The organism is Flavobacterium daemonense (genome assembly GCF_007341385.1).
Lineage (GTDB): Bacteria > Bacteroidota > Bacteroidia > Flavobacteriales > Flavobacteriaceae > Flavobacterium > Flavobacterium daemonense.
The window spans coordinates 104416-123474 of record NZ_VJYD01000005.1 but is presented as its reverse complement, the minus strand read 5'-3'; the positions used below and the strand labels follow the sequence as shown (position 1 = coordinate 123474).

Below are 19059 nucleotides of genomic sequence, written 5' to 3'. Positions count from 1 at the left end.
TAGTTTTTGGTTGTGCAAAATAATTATTTTGAATCGTTTGAAAAAAGATTTATTAAACTTTTAACGTCAATTTTACACATATGTTGCAGTTCCGGAATGCTTCCTTGCTCAATAAAATGGTCAGGAATACCTAAAATTTCAATCTTATTTTTAAAATTATTTGCTGCTGCATATTCTAAAACAGCACTTCCAAAACCGCCGTTTTTAACCCCGTCTTCAATCGTGATAATCTCCTCAAAGGTTGTGAATATGTGTTTTAATGTGTTGATGTCTAATGGTTTAATAAAACTAAAGCTGTAATGAGCAATATGGTTTGGATTGCCACATTCTTTTAAAGCTTCAATTACATTATTTCCAATCGTTCCGGCCGAAAGAACAGCAACTTTCGTACCGTTTTTTAGACATTTTGCTGGGCCAATTTCAATTTTTTCATAATGTCCGAAATTTCCTACTTCCCAATTTGGCAAAACACCTCTTCCGCGCGGATATCGAATCGCGATCGGGTGATTTAGTCCTAATTGTGCCGTGTATAAAATGTTTTGCAGCTCAATTTCGTTGATTGGCGCATAAATAATCATATTCGGAATTGCTCTTAAATAAGCAATATCAAAAACGCCGTGATGTGTTGCACCGTCTTCACCGACTAATCCAGCTCTGTCCAAACAAAAAATAACAGGCAAATTTTGTAAAGCAACATCGTGAATAACCTGATCGTATGCACGCTGTAAAAAAGTCGAATAAATATTGCAGTACACGATCATACCTTGTGTCGCCATTCCGGCAGAAAGCGTTACGGCATGTTGTTCTGCAATTCCCACATCAAAAGCGCGCTGAGGCAATTCGTCCATCATGAATTTCAATGAACTTCCCGATGGCATTGCAGGTGTAATTCCGATAATTTTTTCATTTTTTTTGGCTAAATCTAAAATGGTCAAGCCGAAAACATCCTGAAATTTTGGAGGTAGGTTTTCTTCAGATTTTACATGAATTTCTCCAGTTGAAGCATCAAATTTTCCAGGCGCATGATATTTCACCTGATTTTCTTCTGCTTGTTGCAAACCTTTTCCTTTTGTGGTTACAATATGAAGAAATTTTGGACCTTTTATCTTTTTTAATCGGTTTAATTCTTTGATTAATGTCGGAAAATCATGCCCATCAATAGGTCCAGAATAATCAAAATTCAAGGATTTGATAATGTTATTCTGCTTCGGATTTTTCCCGTTTTTAACCGCAGTTAGGTATTTTTTTAATGCGCCAACGCTTGGATCAATTCCGATTGCGTTGTCGTTTAAAATTACCATAATATTAGCATCCGTAACTCCGGCGTGATTTAAGCCTTCAAAAGCCATTCCGCTTGCGATTGAAGCATCGCCAATTACGGCAACATGCTGTTTGTCAAAATCGCCTTTAAGTTTAGAAGCAATTGCCATTCCAAGTGCGGCCGAAATAGAAGTAGAAGAATGCCCAACTCCAAAAGTGTCGTATATACTTTCGCTTCTTTTTGGAAAACCAGAAATTCCGTTTATTTGCCTGTTGGTGTGAAAATTTTCTCGTCTTTCCGTCAAAATTTTATGACCGTATGCCTGATGTCCAACATCCCAAACCAATAAATCTTCGGGTGTGTTGAAAACGTAGTGCAAAGCAATCGTAAGTTCTACAACTCCTAAACTGGCACCTAAATGGCCTTCTTTTACAGAGACAATATCAATTATAAAATCTCGTAATTCTTTTGCCAGCTGTGGTAATTGAGTTTCGTCGAGTAAACGTAAATCAGCAGGATTGTATATATTTGAAAGTAAGTTGCTTTTCATTGTAAGGTAAAAAGCAAATTTACGGTTTTAAATTTAATTTTCCTTTTCAGATGTTTGGCTAAATAAATACTGGAAATTTAAAATTTCAGTACACATTATAGATAAAATGAGGCGATTATTTCTTTTAATCGCCTCAAAAAATCACTATATTTGAGGCGATTAATTTAAATAATCACCTCATGGAATATAATTGGCAATTACCAAATTGGGAAAATTTTGTTTATGATGATACCATAATAGATTCTCTTTGTATTGAATTTGCATTTGAAACAGGGGAAGTAAAAGGTCTTGTTGATTCTTTGTCAACTATAATCAAACAGGAAACTATTTTGCAGTTTATGATTTCAGAAGCGATTAAGACTTCTGAAATTGAGGGAGAATTTTTTAGTCGTCAAGATATAATGTCTTCTATCAAGAAAAATTTAGGTATTGGAGACTCTTTTGATCAAATTAGAGATAAAAGCGCACAGGGAATTGCAAAGTTAATGGTTACGGTTCGAAATTCTTTTTCTGAAAAATTGACCGAATCTCAGATTATACAATGGCATTTTATACTCATGGAATATTCAAAACATATTAATCCAGGAAAGTATCGAACAGGAAGCGAACCAATGCAAATTATTTCGGGGACTTATGGAAAAGAAATTGTTCATTTTGAAGCGCCTCCTTCGAATCAAGTTCCGTTTGAAATGAAAAAATTTATTGAATGGTTCAATGATTTTAAAGTAAAACCAATAGATATTAAAAAGGCATTGATTAAAACTTCTATTTCTCATTTGTACTTTGAGAGTATTCATCCTTTTGAAGATGGTAATGGAAGAATTGGAAGAGCTATTGCTGAAAAATGCCTTTCGGAATCTTTGAATCGTCCCGTTTTAATGAGTATTTCGAGTACAATTGAGCAAAATAAAAAGAAATACTATCAGGCTTTGAAGCAAGCACAACGATCGAAAGAAATCACCGATTGGATTTTTTATTTTTCTACTTTGATTTTGGAATCACAAAAAAGCGCAAAACAAACCGTTCTTTTTACATTAAACAAAAGCAAATTTATTGATCAGTTTAAAGATAAAATGAATGAAAGGCAAACTAAAGCTGTTCTGAAAATGTTTGAAAACGGCATCACGGGATTTCAAGGCGGAATGACCGCAAATAAATATGTGTCTATTACGAAAACATCTAGAGCCACAGCTACAAGAGATTTACAGGACTTAACAGATAAAAATATTTTAACTCCCAGAGGAGAAGGTAGAAGCCGATCTTATAATTTGAATTTCTCCACAGATAGCATATTGAAGGAGTGAGGTTTTTGTTGAGGTTTTATTCATTTTAATCAAAAGAAAATTATTTCAAAACCTTATTTTTGCATTCATGGAAAATCCTTTTACAGACGAATATTTTATGAAAAAAGCCCTGCAGGAAGCAGAAGAAGCCTATTTGAAAGGCGAAATTCCTGTTGGTGCCATTGTTGTTGTTGCAGATAAAGTTATTGCGAGAAGCCATAATTTAACCGAATTGCTCAACGACGTTACCGCTCATGCTGAAATGCAGTCCATAACTGCTGCAGCAAATTTTCTTGGCGGGAAATATTTAAAGGATTGTACACTTTATGTAACGCTCGAACCTTGTCAAATGTGTGCAGGAGCTTTATATTGGAGTCAGATTTCAAAAATTGTTTTTGGCGCACGCGACGAGCAACGCGGTTTTATCAATATGGGAACTAAACTTCATCCCAAAACTACTGTTGTTTCTGGCGTAATGGCAAACGAAGCGGCAGATTTAATGAAACGTTTTTTTCTGGAAAGACGTAAATAATCTTTTGAAACCAACTGCCTAGCCCAGATGGAAGCGGTATCCTTTTTCTTGCGTTTTTTAGCAAGGAAAAGATATAGCGTACAGCTGGAATTTGCTCCTCATTACTCTCATAATTGCTTTTAAACTTCAACAAAAGTTAAATATTTTTATTAGAGAAAATTCTTCTTAAAAGAGCTCGGAAATTATTTTATATTTACTGCAATATATTTATCAATTGATAGTTATAGGAAGTAACAGTCAAATGTTAAAATGTTCTCATATTTCCTAAAAATTGTAACCCATTAACTCTAAATAAAAGTGAAAGCAAAAGGATTAGTTCTCGTGTTTTGTGTGTTTTTTATTTTTCAATCTTGCGGCAGAAAATCAGCAGCCGATTTTAATTCTGATTTTTCATTATTTAAAGAGTATATAGTCAGTTTCACGGGGGGAATAGTCTCGTCGGAATCGGATATTAGGGTGGTTTTGGCTTTTGATAAAAAAGAATGGAAAGCCAATCAAGTTTTAGACAGCGATTTATTTGATATTTCGCCAAGCGTTGATGGAAAAGTGATAGCGCTTTCGCCAAATACTATTGCTTTTATCCCAGAAAAAAAGCTAAAACCAGGTACAGAATATCAGGTAACGCTGAAATTGAATAAACTTATTACGCTTCCAAAAGAGAAGGAAAAAGAACTTTCAGAATTCAATTTTACCGTCAAAACAATCAAACAGGATTTTACGATCAATACGGCAGATATTCAGTCGTATAGCAAAGAATATCAATATTTGAACTGTGTTTTAAAAACAGCAGATAATATTGATATTGAAACAGCTAAAAAGTTAGTCGAAGCCAAACAAAAAGGAAATAATCTTAAAATTAAGTTTGAGAAAAAATCTGGTTTTGGCAAAGAGTTCCATTTTATCATTGATAGTATTCAGCGTTATTCTGAGGCTTCAAACTTGGAAATTTTATATGACGGAAGCGATTTTGATATTGACCAAAAAGGACAAATCGATTTCCCGATTACGAATATAAACGAATTTAAAATCGTAAAAGTTGAAGTTCCGGACGGAAACAATCAGTCGGTTTTGATTAATTTTTCTGAACCTCTGGAAAAAGGGCAGGATTTTAAAGGTTTAGTTTCGATTCAGAATACTAATAATTTAAAATTTTCTACAGAAGGAAACTTACTGAAAGTTTATTTTAATAATGAAAAGGAAGCTAAAAAAGAAAAGCCGAATCCGGTTGCTGTAGAAGAAACGGCAGTTTCACTTGTGGATTCAGCTGCAGTTGTTGTTGACAGTGCTGCAGTTGCAGTTTCAGAACCTGTAGAAGTGGTTCAAGATGAAGAGACAGCTTCTGATGAGATTGTCGTTGGAGATTTAACGCTTGAGGTTTTTCAGGGAATTGAAAGCCAATATGGCAAAAAACTGGAAGCGAACTTTACAGAGAAAATTTCTTTTGATCAAATAAAACCAAATGTTCGCTTTATTAAAAATGGAACAATTCTGCCAAGTTCAAATAATCTAAAATTGAATTTTGAAGCTGTAAACCTAAGCGCAGTTGATGTGAAGGTTTATAAAATTTATAAAAACAATATTCTGCAGTTTCTTCAATACAATGAATTAAACGGAGGCCAAAATCTCAAGAAAGTTGCGCAGCCTATTGCAAAAACCACACTGAATTTAGCTGAAAGCAAACTCATAAATCCGAGTAAATGGAACACATTTGCATTGGATTTATCCAAACTTATTACACCAGAACCAGGCGCAATTTATCGAGTTGAATTTGCTTTCAAAAAGAAATATTCGCTTTATAAATGTGAAACTTCAGACGCAGATCAAAACGATGATGAGGAAGAAGAAGTTGACGAAAATGACGTGAATTACAGTGAAAACTCATACGATGATTATTATTACGATGACTATGAATGGCGTGAAAGTCAAGATCCTTGCTCAAGCTCGTATTATTATAATGCTAAAATTGCGACCAATATTTTAGCTACAGATTTAGGAGTTATTGCAAAAAGAGGAGAGAATAAATCGTATGTATTTGTGGTAAACAATATAGTTACAACCGAACCAGTTTCGAATGCGAGAATTGATTTGTATAACTTCCAGCAACAGAAAATTGCAACGGAAGCAACAAGCAGCGAAGGAATTGCACAGTTTCAGCTTGATAAATTCGCTTATTTTGCAATTGTGACTTTGGGTCAGCAATCGACTTATGTGAAATTGGATGACGGACTTTCATTGTCTGTAAGTAATTTTGACGTAGCAGGCGAAACATTGCAAAAAGGTTTAAAAGGCTTTATTTATGGAGAGCGAGGCGTTTGGCGTCCAGGCGATAATTTGTATTTGTCTTTCATTTTAAATGATGCGTCAAACAAATTGCCAAAATCACACCCAATTAAATTCAGATTGAATGATCCGAATGGAAAAACGGTTTATCAGACAGTTCAAAAAACGAATGAACTAAATCATTATGCTTTTACGGTTCCAACAAACCAAGATGCGCCAACGGGAAATTGGGAGGCGATGGTAAGTGTTGGCGGAGCGAAATTTTACAAAAGCATTAAAATAGAGACGATTAAACCAAATCGTTTAAAAATCAAAAATACATTTACCAGAAAAACGCTTTCTTCGTCTTATCCAAATACAGATAATCTTGAAGTGACTTGGCTTCATGGTGCAATTGCGAAAAATTTAAATGTAGAAATGCAGGCTAAATTTTCGCAACAAGCAACAACATTCAAAGGTTATGAGAAATATAGTTTTGATGATTTGGTACGTCAATTCAGTACAGAAGAAATCAATGTTTTCTCCGGAAAATTAAATGAAAACGGAAAAGCATCTGTAAATATTCAGCCAAAATTACAAGGTCAAGCGCCGGGAATGTTGCGTGCTTCGTTCATCACAAAAGTGTATGAAGAGGGAGGCGATTTTAGTACTGATGTCATTTCGACTACTTATTCTCCGTATAAAACTTATGTTGGAATCAAATCTCCAGAATTGAACAAATACAATATGCTTGAAACCAGAACGAATAATCGTTTTGATATTGTTACGGTTGATGAAAACGGAAGACCAAAATCAGTAAGAAACCTAGAAGTTAAAGTTTTCAAAGTGGATTGGCGCTGGTGGTGGGATGCTTCAAGCGATAATTTGTCGAATTATAATTCGTCGAATGCAACGACTTCCTATAAAACTTTTGTAGTAAATACAGATGCAAACGGAAAAGGAAGCATTCAGTTTTCTTTAACCGATGAAGAGTGGGGACGTTATTTAATTCGTGTTTCAGATAACGCAGACGGACATGCAACTGCTTTGACCGTAAATATTGATTGGCCAATTTGGTCTGGAAAAACACGCAACAGAGATGCTTCTACTGCAAATATGCTGGTATTTTCTACAGACAAGAAAAATTACGCAGTTGGTGAAAAAGCACAAATTTCTTTCCCTTCAAGTGAAGGCGGACGCGCTTTGATTTCAATCGAAAACGGATCAAAAGTGGTTCAGACACTTTGGGCAAAAACAAAACAGGGAGAAACAAAAGTTGAAGTTCCAATTACGGGAGCAATGGCGCCAAATGTGTATTTCAATATTACTTTGTTACAGCCTCACGCATCCACTAAAAATGACTCGCCAATTCGTATGTATGGAATTGTTCCGATTGAAGTGGTAGACAAAAACACGATTTTGGCACCGACGATAAATATGCCTGATGTTTTGAAACCAGAACAGCCTTTTACAGTGAAAGTAGGGGAAAAATCGGGTAAAGAAATGACGTATACTATTGCCGTTGTTGATGAAGGACTTTTAGATTTAACTCGTTTTAAAACGCCAAATGCTTGGGACAGTTTTTATGTTCGTGAAGCATTGGGTGTAAAAACGTGGGACATTTATGATGATGTTATTGGTGCTTATGGCGGAAAAATAAATCAGATTTTCAGTATTGGGGGAGATCAGGATTTAGGAGGCGGAAAAGCTAAAAAAGCAAACCGTTTTAAACCTGTTGTATTTTACTACGGACCATTTAAATTAGAAAAAGGACAAACAAAATCACATCAGTTAAAATTGCCAAAATACATCGGTTCTGTTCGAACTATGGTTGTTGCAGGTGATGCCAATACAAGCGCTTATGGAAGCGTTGAAAAAGCGACTCCGGTAAAAAGTCCGCTGATGGTTTTGGCATCGTTGCCGAGAAAAATTTCACCTTCAGAAAAAGTGACGATTCCGGTTACTGTTTTTGCAACAGAAAACAGAATTAAAAATGTTTCTATTCAAATTAAAACCAGCAATGGCTTAAAAGTTATGGGAAGCGCAACGCAATCATTAACTTTTAGTTCACCTGACGAAAAAATGGCATATTTTAATTTGGTTGTTGGTGCTGCTACCGGAATTGCAAAAGTTCAGGTTATTGCAACTTCAGGAAATGAAAAATCAAGTTACGATGTCGAAATTGATATGACAAATCCGAATCCGGTTACGAGTACTTTTACAGATGTTATTTTGCTTCCAAATAGCACAAAAACACTTTCGTGGAAAACATTTGGAGTAGCCGGAAGCAATAAAGCCAGATTAGAAGTTTCATCAATGCCATCAATGAATTTGAATGGTAGAATGCAGTTTTTAATTCAGTATCCGCATGGTTGTGTCGAGCAGACAACTTCGTCTGTTTTCCCGCAATTGTATCTAGGAGATGTTGCTGATATTGATGCTATCCGCAAAGGATTAATTCAAAAGAATGTTACGGCGGGAATTGCAAGATTGGGTAATTTCCAATTATCTAATGGAGGAATGCCGTATTGGCAAGGAAATGCAGTTGCTGATGATTGGGGAACTTCTTACGCCGGGCACTTCTTGATTGAAGCAGAGAAAAAGGGATATGTATTGCCAATTAATTTCAAATCAAAATGGCTCTCATATCAGCAAAAAGAAGCAAAACAATGGCGTTTTGAACCGAAATATGGAAATGATCTGGCTCAGGCTTATAGATTATATACTTTGGCTTTGGCAGGAAATGCCGATTTATCATCTATGAATAGGTTGAGAGAAACAAAAGGCATTTCGAACGAAAGTAAACTTCGTTTGGCAGCAGCTTATGTTTTGGCGGGACAAAAATCGGCTGGACAAAGTTTGTTCCTGAAAACTAGTATCGACGGCGATTCCGATGGATATAGTTATTACTATTATGGCTCAAGCGAAAGAAACCGTGCGATGGCTTTAGAAACATTTCTTCTTTTGGGGCAAAAACAAAAAGCATTTGTAACGGCAACAAAATTGGCTAAAGAAATGTCTGCTAATCAGTGGATGAGCACGCAAACAACGGCTTATTGTTTGTATTCGATGTCGAAATTTTCGGTAAGTAATGGGTCAAAAGGTATTAATATTCAGTTCAGTAAAAATGGCAAAGGAGAAACGATTAATACACAAAAAACTATTGCTGATAGAAGTTTGCCTACTGCAAGCGGAACAAATAGTATTACGCTGAAAAACATTAAAAATAATACGGTTTATGTTCGTGTGTTGAATACCGGAATATTGCCAATTGGACAGGAAAATACAGTTCAAAATGATGTTTCGGCTTCTATTGTTTTCAAAAATAGAAAAGGAAGTGTGATCAATGTTTCCAAAATTAATCAGGGAACCGAATTTATTGCTGAGGTTACAATTAAAAATCAAAGAAATGAAAGTGTTCAGAATGTTGCGGTATCTCAGATTCTACCTTCCGGATTCGAAATCGTAAATACTCGTTTTACCGATTATGGAGACGCTGTAAATAATACTGCGGATTATATTGATATTCGTGACGACAGAACTAATTTCTATTTCGGAATGAAATCGAGAGAAACTAAAGTTTTCAGAATCTTGTTAAACGCATCTTATTTAGGTAATTATTATTTGCCTGGATTGCAATGTGAAGCGATGTATGATAATACGTTCTTAGCAAGAACAAAAGGATTCTGGGTTGAGGTTGTGAAATAAAAAAAATAGCTCACGGATTTTACGGATTAAACTGATTTACACAGATATTTTTTAATACAATCCGCGAAAACCTGTTTCATCAGTAAAATCTGTGGGCAAAAAACTTTGCGGATAACTTTGCGCTCTTTGCGGTTAAATTAAAACAGTCTTGAAAAATAAACTTATAGCGTTTCTTCAACGCATCATAAATTGGATAAAAAGAAATAAAATAAAATCGGCAATTGCATTTCTGCTTTTGCTGATTTACTATTTTTCTATACCTCGAATTTTGTTCGAAGAGCCTTACTCAACGGTGATTGAAAGCAAAGAAGGAGAGTTGCTCGGAGCAAAAATTGCGCGCGACGGGCAATGGCGTTTTCCTGCGCAAGACAGTGTTCCGGATAAATTTAAAAAATGCATCGTTTATTTTGAAGACGAGTATTTCTATAAACATCCGGGATTTAATCCGGGTGCGATGGTGAATGCGTTTAAGCAAAATAGAAAAGCCGGAAAAGTAGTCAGAGGCGGAAGCACCTTAACACAACAAGTTATCCGATTATCCCGAAAAGGAAAAAACAGAACCTATTTTGAGAAAATTATCGAAATTATTCTCGCAACGAGATTAGAATTAGGTTATTCTAAAGATGAAATTCTCGAAATGTACGCTGCTCATGCACCATTTGGAGGAAATGTTGTTGGGTTGGAAATGGCTTCTTGGCGTTATTTTGGCGTTCAGGCAAATCAATTGTCTTGGGCAGAAAATGCGGTTTTGGCTGTTTTGCCAAATGCACCAAGTTTAATTTATCCAGGAAAAAATCAGATAAAATTACTGAACAAACGAAATAGATTATTGTTGAAACTTCATCAAGAAGGAATAATTGACAAGCAGACGTATGAACTTTCAACAGAAGAACCTTTGCCTCAAAAACCATATAGTCTGCCTCAAATTGCGCCTCACTTATTACAGCGAGTAGCTAAAAATGAAGAAGGAACACGAGTAAAAACAACAATAGATTATGCGTTGCAGAATCGTGTAAATCAGATTGCGAGATATTATTACAATCAGTACAAGCAAAATGAAGTTCACAATTTGGCTATTTTGGTCATTGATGTTCAAAACAGAAATGTGATGAGTTATGTGGGGAATTCTCCAGCAGATTCAGATCATCAAAAAGATGTGGATATTATTGATGCGCCACGAAGTACGGGAAGTATTTTAAAACCGCTTTTATATGGCGCAATGCTTGACGATGGCGAATTATTGCCAAACACTTTAGTGGCAGATATTCCAACTCAGATTTCAGGTTATACACCGCAGAATTTCAATCTTACTTTTGACGGAGCTGTTCCGGCGCATCGCGCATTGTCACGTTCGTTGAATATTCCAGCGGTTTTAATGCTTCAGGAATTTACTGTGAACAAGTTTTATGAAGAACTGCAGAAATTTAAATTAAGAGATATTAATAAAACGCCAGATCATTATGGTTTGTCACTGATTCTTGGCGGTGCCGAAAGTAATTTGTGGGATTTATGTCGAACCTATGCAAATCTTTCGTCAACATTAAATTATTATTCAAAAAATCACGCAAAGTATCGAACAAATGAGTTTGCGGAGCTAAATTATAAAAATGATTTTAAACCCGATTTTGGATCAGAAACGGATCAGAAGAATATCTTGGGAGCAGGATCAATTTGGTTGACGTATAATGCAATGGAAGAAGTGAACAGGCCAGAAGGAGATGAGGCTTGGAAGTTTTATGACAGTTCCTTGAAAATTGCATGGAAAACGGGAACAAGTTTCGGGAATCGAGATGCTTGGGCCATTGGAACCAATTCAAGATATGTCGTTGGAGTCTGGGTTGGAAATGCAACGGGAGAAGGTAGGCCAACATTGACTGGAGTTACTAGCGCCGCACCAATTTTATTCGACGTTTTTAATTTATTGCCAAGACAAAGATGGTTTGAAACGCCTTATAAAGATTTAGAAGAAGTTGAGGTTTGTCGTTTGAGTGGTTATTTAGCAAAAGAAAATTGTCCGAAAATCAAGCAATGGGTTTCTAAAAAAGGAAAATTGACTAAAGTTTGTCCATATCATAAAACCATTCATTTGGATAAAACCGAACAATTTCAAGTAAACAGCAGTTGTGAAAGTGTTGAGAATATTGTGACCAAAAATTGGTTTGTGCTGCCTCCTGTTATGGCATGGTATTATAAAAGCCAGCATATTGAGTATTTGCCCTTGCCTCCGTTTAAAGAAGGTTGTGAGGGAACACAAACGACAACAATGGATTTTATTTATCCAAAAGCAAATAGTAAAATCTATTTAACGAAAGATTTCAACAGTAACGTTCAACCTGTAATTTTAAAAGTAGCTTATTCTGAACGAGATAAAGAATTGTTTTGGTATGTTGATGATGTTTATAAAGCTACTACAAAAACCTTTCACGAATTACCAATTACACCAACAACCGGAACGCATTACATTACAGTTGTGGATGCTTCTGGGAATGAAATTAGACGAAAGATTGAAATAGTTCGAGAATAGTTTTTGCCACGAATTACACCAATTGCCACAAATTAATTCGTGCAAATTCGTGTAATTCGTGGCGAAAAAAAGACACAAAAAAACCGCCCCGATGCATCGGGGCGGTTTTGTTTTTTATTCTGAAATAACATTTCCTTTTTTATCATAGAAATGGTATTCTAAGTACGTGTAAGCGTCACGAGGTATGATTTTCACCCATTTCTTATGTTCAAAAAACCATTTTGAACGTAATGATGGAAAACCTTTGCTGAGGTATGCAGCCACAAAAGGGTGTGTGTTTAGCACAACTTTATTGTGGGTTTTTAAAAGTCTTTCTAAATCAGCGGTGATCTTATCAATGATTAAAATTGGAGCTTCAATTTCACCATTGTGTTTGTTAGGATCTTCCTCTCTGGTTTTGATATTCACTTCTGGTCTTACTCGCTGTCTTGTAATCTGGACAAGTCCAAATTTACTTGGCGGTAATATTTTATGTTTTGCTTTATCGTCGCTCATTTCTTCTCGCAAGAAGTCGAACAAAACTTTCCTATTTTCTGGATTAGACATATCGATAAAATCAACTACGATAATGCCACCCATATCACGCAGACGCAATTGTCTAGCGATTTCTGCGGCAGCAATCATATTTACTTCCATTGCCGTGTCTTCTTGGTTGGTAGCTTTGTTTGAACGGTTTCCGCTATTTACGTCTATAACGTGAAGAGCTTCAGTATGTTCAATGATAAGATAAGCACCTTTACTCATAGAAACGGTTCTGCCAAAAGAAGTTTTGATTTGTCTCTCTATATTGTATTTCTCGAAAATTGGAGTATCATTTGATTGATAAAACTTAACAATCGATTGTTTAGAAGGCGCAATTTCTTGCAGATATTCCTTCGTTTGATGGTACAACTCTTCATCATCTATCTGGATACCGCTGAAGGTATCGTTAAATACATCTCTTAATATTGAAGAAGCTCTGTTAAGCTCTCCTAATACTTTTGATGGATGATGAGCAGTTGGTAATTTTTTACACATTGCAGTCCATCTGCCAAGCAGGTTCTGCAAATCTTTTTCTAATTCGGCTACGTTTTTGCCTTCTGCTACTGTACGAACAATAACACCAAATCCTTTAGGTTTGATCGATAGAACAAGTTTTTTTAGACGATCCTTTTCTTTTTTGTCTTCTATTTTTTGAGAAATAGAAACACGATCAGAAAAAGGAACTAGAACGATAAATCTTCCGGCAAGAGAAAGCTCAGCACTTATTCTTGGGCCCTTGGTCGATATAGGTTCTTTAACTACTTGAACTAAGACAGATTGATTGGCACTTAAAATATCAGTAATGATGCCATCTTTGTCAATCTCTTTTTCAAACTGAAAGGTTTTTAGGGAGAAATCTTTTATTTTACCTGCGCTTACAAGTTTTATGAATTTCAGCTGAGAAGCTAAGTTTGGACCTAAATCGTGATAATGTAAAAAGGCATCTTTTTCGAAGCCTACATTTACAAAAGCAGCATTAAGTCCAGCAACTGGTTTTCTGATTTTGGCAATAAAAATATCACCAACCTGAAAGTTGCTTTTCTCTTCTTCTTTGTGTAATTCAATTAGTTTTCCATCTTTTAATAAGGCAAAATCTACTGCTTCAGAACTAGATCTAATGATTAATTCTTTATTCACACTGTAAATTTTTATCCGTGAATTGGTTGTCGGTTGTTTGTTGATAGTTGTTGGTAATGAAACCAAAAACCAAAAACCTGAAACCATCAACTTCTACAAGGATGGATTAAACAATATTTTTAACAGGTATTAACCCGGGGAAAACTAGCTGGCAGTTTGCAGTTCTAAGCAATCAGTAGACTGAATACTATAAACTGATGACTGAATACTAATTTTCAATTTCAATGAACGTTTAAAAAGAAAAAAGTAGTTTAAAACTACTTTTTCTTTTTGTGACGGTTAGCTCTCGCTCTTTTTTTACGTTTGTGAGTAGCTACCTTATGTCTCTTTCTTTTTTTACCACTTGGCATATCGTGTCAGATTTTATGTTAATTAATAGTATTATTTTGCTTCGTTGTTCGTTTTTACTCCTTCCACAAAAACTTTTGCAGGTTTAAACGCAGGGATGTTGTGTGCTGGAATTTTGATTGTAGTGTTTTTTGAAATGTTTCTACCAGTCTTTTCAGCTCTAGTTTTAACGATAAAGCTTCCAAAACCTCTTAGGTAAACATTGTCTCCAGTTTCCAATGAAGTCTTAACTTCTTCCATAAAAGTTTCTACTGTTGCTTGAACATCTCCTTTTTCAAGACCTAGTTTCTCTGAAATTTTCGCTACGATATCTGCTTTCGTCATTTTCTTTCCTATTTTATTTTATAAATGATGTACTATTTTTTTGAGTTTGCAAATATAGGAATTAAAAAAATAATTAATCAAGCTAAATCGTTAAATTTTAATTACATAAACATTTACTTTTGTTTTCTAAGTATTTTAGTATGGATTTTCATAATGTATTGATAAATTGGTATTTACAAAACAAGCGCGATTTACCTTGGCGCAAAACGGCCGATCCTTACCTGATTTGGCTCTCAGAAATTATGCTGCAGCAAACTCGAGTTGCTCAAGGAATGCCTTATTTTTTTGCATTTACGAAGGAATTTCCTACTGTAAATGATTTGGCAAATGCCTCAGAAGAGCAAGTTTTAAAACTTTGGCAAGGATTAGGGTATTATTCTCGTGCCAGAAATTTGCATAAAACAGCTCAATTTGTGGCAAATGAACTAAATGGTGTTTTTCCTGAAAACTATAAAAGTTTATTGAAATTAAAAGGTGTCGGTGAATATACGGCCGCCGCAATTGCTTCCTTTTCTTATAATGAAGCGGTTCCTGTTGTTGACGGAAATGTTTTTAGGGTTCTATCCCGCTATTTTGATATCGAATCTGATATTGCTTTGCCGGCAACAAAAAAAGAATTTGTAGCATTGGCATCTGAATTAATGCCGAAAGATAATCCGGCAATCTTTAATCAGGCAATAATGGAATTTGGTGCGCTCCAATGCGTTCCTAAAAATCCGAATTGCATGGTTTGTGTTTTTAATGATAGTTGTGCGGCATTGCAGAAAAAGAAAGTTGCGGTTTTGCCGGTGAAATTGAAAAAGACAAAAGTGACCAATCGTTTCTTTAATTATCTGGTTTTAGAAGATGCTCTCGGGAATACTTTAATTCAAAAAAGAACTTCAAAAGGAATCTGGCATAACTTGTATGAATTTCCGCTTCTTGAAACCGATGAAATTGTTGGTTTTGATTTGGTTTCAAAAACTGTTCAAAACGACATTTTTCCGTCCTATACTATTATAGGTATAGAAGAGTGCGCAGAAACGGCTGTTTTGCACAAACTTTCGCATCAGCATCTGCACATACAGTTCTGGAAAGTTAAAATCAGAGAAAAAATTCGGAATGGTGTGAGCGCCAATGAGTTAAAAAGTTTTCCTTTTCCAATTGTGATTTATAATTTTATCGAAAAGCAAGAAATAAATTGCTAAAAAAATGTATCTTTGGGAGAAATACTACCAAAAACTATGAACGGAACATTAAATAAGGTGATGTTAATTGGCCATTTAGGAGATGATGTAAAAATGCATTATTTTGATGGAGGAAATTGCATAGGACGTTTTCAGCTGGCTACAAACGAAGTTTACATCAATAAAACGACGAATGAAAAAATAACTTCAACGGAATGGCATAATCTCGTTGTGCGCAACAAAGCTGCTGAAATCTGCGAAAAATATTTGTCTAAAGGAGATAAAATTTACGTCGAAGGCCGCATAAAATCGCGTCAGTGGCAAGCAGAAGACGGAACAACCAAATACACCACTGAGATTCAGGTTACGGAGTTTACTTTCTTGACTACCAAAAAAGAAACTGGAAATCATAAACCAAATCACGAGTCAGAATCCGCAAAAAATACTAACTTTGATGCGACAAATGAAGGCTTACCTGTAAACGACTTGCCTTTTTGAATGTTTAACTAATTTTTTTCAATTTGGACCCAGAGCCCAGTTTACTTTTTACTACAACTTTAGACACCAATTTAATCATTGGTTTTGTCGGAATATTTATTTTGCTGTTTCTGTCCGCCGTTGTTTCCGGTGCCGAAGTAGCTCTTTTTTCATTATCGCAAAAAGACATAGATGCAGCCTTGCAGGAAAATCTTCCAAAAGGGAAAATCATTTCCAATCTTTTGGATAAACCTAAAAAATTACTTGCAACGCTGTTAGTTGCAAATAATTTCCTAAACATTGGAGTGGTTATTTTGTTCTCGTTTATTGGACGAAATATTTTTTCGAATATAACTTCGCCAGCTTTTAAATTTTTTTTAGAAGTAATTCTAGTCACTTTTCTTATTTTATTATTTGCCGAGGTTTTGCCTAAAGTTTATGCTAGCCGAAATAATTTAAAATTTGCAAAAAGAGTCGCATATCCAATTGCTTTTTTAGACAAATTACTTTCGCCAATAAGCTTGCCAATGCGCAGTGTTACTTTATATTTGCAAAATAAATTAGGGAAACAGAAGAATAATTTTTCAATAAATCAGATTTCGCAGGCTTTAGAATTGACCGATTCTGAAGGAACATCAACAGAAGAGCAGAAAATATTAGAAGGAATTGTTTCTTTCGGTAATACCGATACCAAACAGGTGATGAGTCCACGAATTGATATTTTTGCATTGGAAATTTCAGAATCTTTTGCGGTTATTTATCCAAAAATCATAGAAAAAGGATTTTCAAGAATTCCGGTTTATAAAGACAATATCGATCAAATTGAAGGCGTTTTGTTCGTAAAAGATTTATTGCCGCATATTGACAAAGAAGAGTTTGATTGGACTTCATTGATGCGACCTGCTTTTTTTGTTCCTGAGAATAAAAAACTGGATAATTTATTGAAGGATTTTCAAAGTCTTAAAAGTCATTTGGCAATTGTGGTAGATGAATATGGCGGAACTTCAGGTTTGGTTTCTTTAGAAGATGTTATTGAAGAAATAGTAGGCGATATCAGCGATGAATTTGATGATGAAAATTTGAACTTTTCGCAGATCGATGAAAAGAATTTTCTATTTGAAGGAAAAATCAATCTGAAAGATTTCTACAGAATTATCGATGTTGATGAGGATGTTTTTGATGCGCATAAAGGCGAAGCAGAAACTCTGGCGGGATTTATTCTAGAAATCTTGGGGAATTTCCCGAAAAAAGACCAAAAAATAGCTTTTGAAAACTGTGTATTCACAATTGAAACAGTCGATAAAAAGCGTGTAAAACAAATAAAAGTAACGATAGATTAAGATGTTAAAAAAGATAATTTCAACGGCAGTAATTTTACTGACACTGACTGTAATAAGCTGTAAAGATGATGTTTTGCCAAAGCCGGCCAGCTATTTGCGTTTAGATTATCCGGAAGCAAAATATGTTCATTTTGAAAATAACTGTCCGTTTACTTTTGATATGAATGAATCAGCGATTATTAAGGGCGAAAAAGACTGCGGATTTGCAATCACTTATCCAAAAATGAAAGCGACAATTTATCTGACTTATAAACCGGTTCACGGCGATATTAATAAGCTTTTAAGAGACGCTCAAAAACTTACTTACGAGCATGTTATTAAAGCAGATGATATTTTAGAACAGCCTTATTTAAACCCTGAAAAAAAGGTTTTTGGTATGTTTTATCAAGTTGACGGAAATGCAGCCACAAATTCACAATTTTATGTGACCGACAGCACAAAACACTTTTTAATAGGTTCAATGTATTTTTATGCAAAACCTAATTTCGATTCGATTATGCCGGCTGCGAGTTATGTTAAAAATGATATGCAGCGTTTGATGGAAACATTGAAATGGAAATAAAAAAAGGAATCCATTTGGATTCCTTTTTTTATTTGGATTTTATATGTATATAATCAAGTGTCTCTTGCTAGCGAAGGGCTGCATCATTTAATTTAAAATTAAATTTTATGAAATTGAGAATGAATTTTTTTAGTCAACTTAAAATGTTGACAGATTTCATTATTATGTCGATTATATTTTCAATTATGATTTTTGTATTATCGAATGCATGTGATCCTAGTATTATTCCTTATTTTTTGATTCCATATTCTTTACTGTTTATTTTTCCGCCAATCATTCTTCATCTAAATTACTTTGGAAAAAATAAGGGCATCGTTTTTGAAATAAGAAAAAATGAAATTATAAAAACTAACGGTCAAGAAGCTTTAGAAGTTAGCAACAATGATATAAAAGAGATTATTATTTATACTTCATTTACAAGAAATACAGGCACTTCTCGTTTGGTACACAGTTCTTATTATTATGCAAAAATCGAACTTTTAGACGGGAACTATTTTGTTATTACGTCTTTGATTTCTGCTAAAATAGATGAAGTATTGAAAGAAAATATGAATGGTGTCAAAATAACGATAGAAAAAATTTTTTATCCAATTATTTAGGTTTTTCCTATTTTGAAAATAAGCAATAAAAAAGGCGTACAATTTGAACGCCTTTTTTATTGCCTTAAAAATTTAAGTTAAGACTTAAAATTCAAAACTTTATATGTTTTTCCGTCTCCAGTTGCCTGAACAGTTTTGGTTAACGATTCTTTATTTTGGATCATTTTGTCAAAAGTAACCGTTGCTGTTTTTTTGTCAAAATCAACTGTAGCTTTTTCGACACCATCAAGATTTGATAATTCTTTTTCAATAGTTTTTGCACATCCCATTGCGCAAGTCATTCCTTCGATTTCGAAACTTGCAGTTTGTACATTTTCTGCAGCGATTGCTTTTTGTTCTTTGGTTGTTTCTAAAGGTTTTATGTTGGCTAAATTTTTATCTTCTTCTTTTTTGCAACCAACGAAAACTAAACCAGCAACAGCTAATGATGCGAATATTTTAGTGAATTTCATATTTATGATTTTTAA

At 34.7% G+C, this 19059-nt stretch carries 13 protein-coding genes; 9 read left to right on the top strand and 4 right to left on the bottom strand.

All coding sequences use genetic code 11. The annotated features are described in order from the left end of the window. Positions 1 to 23: 23 nt before the first annotated feature. The gene (locus FND99_RS08460) at positions 24 to 1811 is read right to left on the bottom strand and encodes a 1-deoxy-D-xylulose-5-phosphate synthase (RefSeq protein ID WP_144337535.1); all 1788 of its coding nucleotides are present in this window, start codon (positions 1809 to 1811) and stop codon (positions 24 to 26) included. 179 nt (positions 1812 to 1990) lie between these two features. On the opposite strand from FND99_RS08460, the gene FND99_RS08455 reads away from it, so the two are divergent. The 4 genes from FND99_RS08455 (at position 1991) to pbpC (ending at position 12117) form a co-directional block, all read left to right on the top strand. Beyond that, positions 1991 to 3115 carry a Fic family protein gene (locus FND99_RS08455; RefSeq protein ID WP_144337534.1) on the top strand — a complete coding sequence of 375 codons (1125 nt, stop codon included), beginning with the start codon at positions 1991 to 1993 and terminating at the stop codon, positions 3113 to 3115. 67 nt (positions 3116 to 3182) lie between these two features. Further along, a complete protein-coding gene (locus tag FND99_RS08450; RefSeq protein ID WP_144337533.1) occupies positions 3183 to 3626 on the top strand; it encodes a nucleoside deaminase in 444 nt (147 codons plus the stop codon). A gap of 297 nt (positions 3627 to 3923) precedes the next feature. Beyond that, the gene (locus FND99_RS08445; protein ID WP_144337532.1) at positions 3924 to 9593 is read left to right on the top strand and encodes an alpha-2-macroglobulin family protein; all 5670 of its coding nucleotides are present in this window, start codon (positions 3924 to 3926) and stop codon (positions 9591 to 9593) included. 148 nt (positions 9594 to 9741) lie between these two features. Continuing rightward, positions 9742 to 12117 (top strand): penicillin-binding protein 1C, encoded by a 2376-nt coding sequence (gene pbpC / locus FND99_RS08440; protein ID WP_144337531.1) that lies wholly within the window; start codon positions 9742 to 9744, stop codon positions 12115 to 12117. Between the two features lie 114 nt (positions 12118 to 12231). Here the strand turns inward: pbpC and FND99_RS08435 are convergent, their stop codons facing one another. After that, the gene (locus tag FND99_RS08435; RefSeq protein WP_144337530.1) at positions 12232 to 13776 is read right to left on the bottom strand and encodes an Rne/Rng family ribonuclease; all 1545 of its coding nucleotides are present in this window, start codon (positions 13774 to 13776) and stop codon (positions 12232 to 12234) included. A gap of 381 nt (positions 13777 to 14157) precedes the next feature. Further along, a complete protein-coding gene (locus FND99_RS08430; protein ID WP_007805026.1) occupies positions 14158 to 14448 on the bottom strand; it encodes an HU family DNA-binding protein in 291 nt (96 codons plus the stop codon). 140 nt (positions 14449 to 14588) lie between these two features. Between FND99_RS08430 and mutY the strand changes: the two genes are divergently transcribed. From mutY to FND99_RS08405, 5 genes are all read left to right on the top strand, one after another. Further along, positions 14589 to 15635, top strand: a complete 1047-nt coding sequence (gene mutY, locus FND99_RS08425) for an A/G-specific adenine glycosylase (RefSeq protein WP_144337529.1) — start codon at positions 14589 to 14591, stop codon at positions 15633 to 15635. Positions 15636 to 15671: 36 nt separating this feature from the next. Beyond that, positions 15672 to 16112, top strand: a complete 441-nt coding sequence (locus FND99_RS08420) for a single-stranded DNA-binding protein (protein ID WP_144337715.1) — start codon at positions 15672 to 15674, stop codon at positions 16110 to 16112. 23 nt (positions 16113 to 16135) lie between these two features. Next, entirely contained in the window at positions 16136 to 17431 is a 1296-nt protein-coding gene (locus FND99_RS08415) for a gliding motility-associated protein GldE (RefSeq protein ID WP_144337528.1), read from the top strand. 1 nt (position 17432) lies between these two features. Continuing rightward, the gene (gene gldD / locus FND99_RS08410; protein WP_144337527.1) at positions 17433 to 17993 is read left to right on the top strand and encodes a gliding motility lipoprotein GldD; all 561 of its coding nucleotides are present in this window, start codon (positions 17433 to 17435) and stop codon (positions 17991 to 17993) included. Positions 17994 to 18100: 107 nt separating this feature from the next. Next, a complete protein-coding gene (locus FND99_RS08405) occupies positions 18101 to 18592 on the top strand; it encodes a hypothetical protein (protein WP_144337526.1) in 492 nt (163 codons plus the stop codon). 77 nt (positions 18593 to 18669) lie between these two features. Here the strand turns inward: FND99_RS08405 and FND99_RS08400 are convergent, their stop codons facing one another. Next, a complete protein-coding gene (locus tag FND99_RS08400; protein WP_144337525.1) occupies positions 18670 to 19044 on the bottom strand; it encodes a heavy-metal-associated domain-containing protein in 375 nt (124 codons plus the stop codon). Positions 19045 to 19059: the final 15 nt, after the last annotated feature.